The following is a 419-nucleotide window of genomic DNA, read 5'->3' as shown; positions in this document are numbered from 1 at the left end:
TGCCCAGCGGCAACGGGCTGCTGACCTGCGGCGACGGGCTGCTGCCCTGCGGGTGCTCCCTGTGCCTGCCCGGCGTGCCCCGGGCCCTGCTCCTGTGCGGGCACCCCGCCGTTCGGCACCGGCTGGGGTTCGGCGACGCGCCGGCGGCGGCCCGTCGGGGCGTCCGTGGGGTGCGGCTGCGGCGGGGTGTGGTCGGCGGACTGGTCGTGCGGGGCGGCGTCGTGCCGGTTCTCGTCGAGCGGTGCGTTACCGGCCGCCCCCTGGGCGGGCACCGGTACGGGACCCGGGGCGGCCGCCTGCCCGACCGCCTCGGCCTGCCCCGCGGGGGAACCCTGCTGGGCCTGTGCGGCCTGCTGACCCTGGTCCGCGTCGGCCGGCGGCAGCGCGAAGACCGTGCGAGGGGCGGCTTCCTGCGCGGC

General features: G+C 80.2%; 1 protein-coding gene. It reads right to left on the bottom strand.

The window, feature by feature from the left end:
- Positions 1-419 (bottom strand): hypothetical protein (locus ABD207_RS09365; protein ID WP_344011539.1); only part of this gene is annotated, 419 nt, incomplete at both ends.

Origin of the sequence: Streptomyces thermospinosisporus (genome assembly GCF_039526425.1) — a bacterium.
In the GTDB taxonomy this organism is placed as follows: Bacteria; Actinomycetota; Actinomycetes; order Streptomycetales; family Streptomycetaceae; genus Streptomyces; species Streptomyces thermocarboxydovorans.
This window is presented reverse-complemented; position numbering and strand designations above follow the sequence as displayed.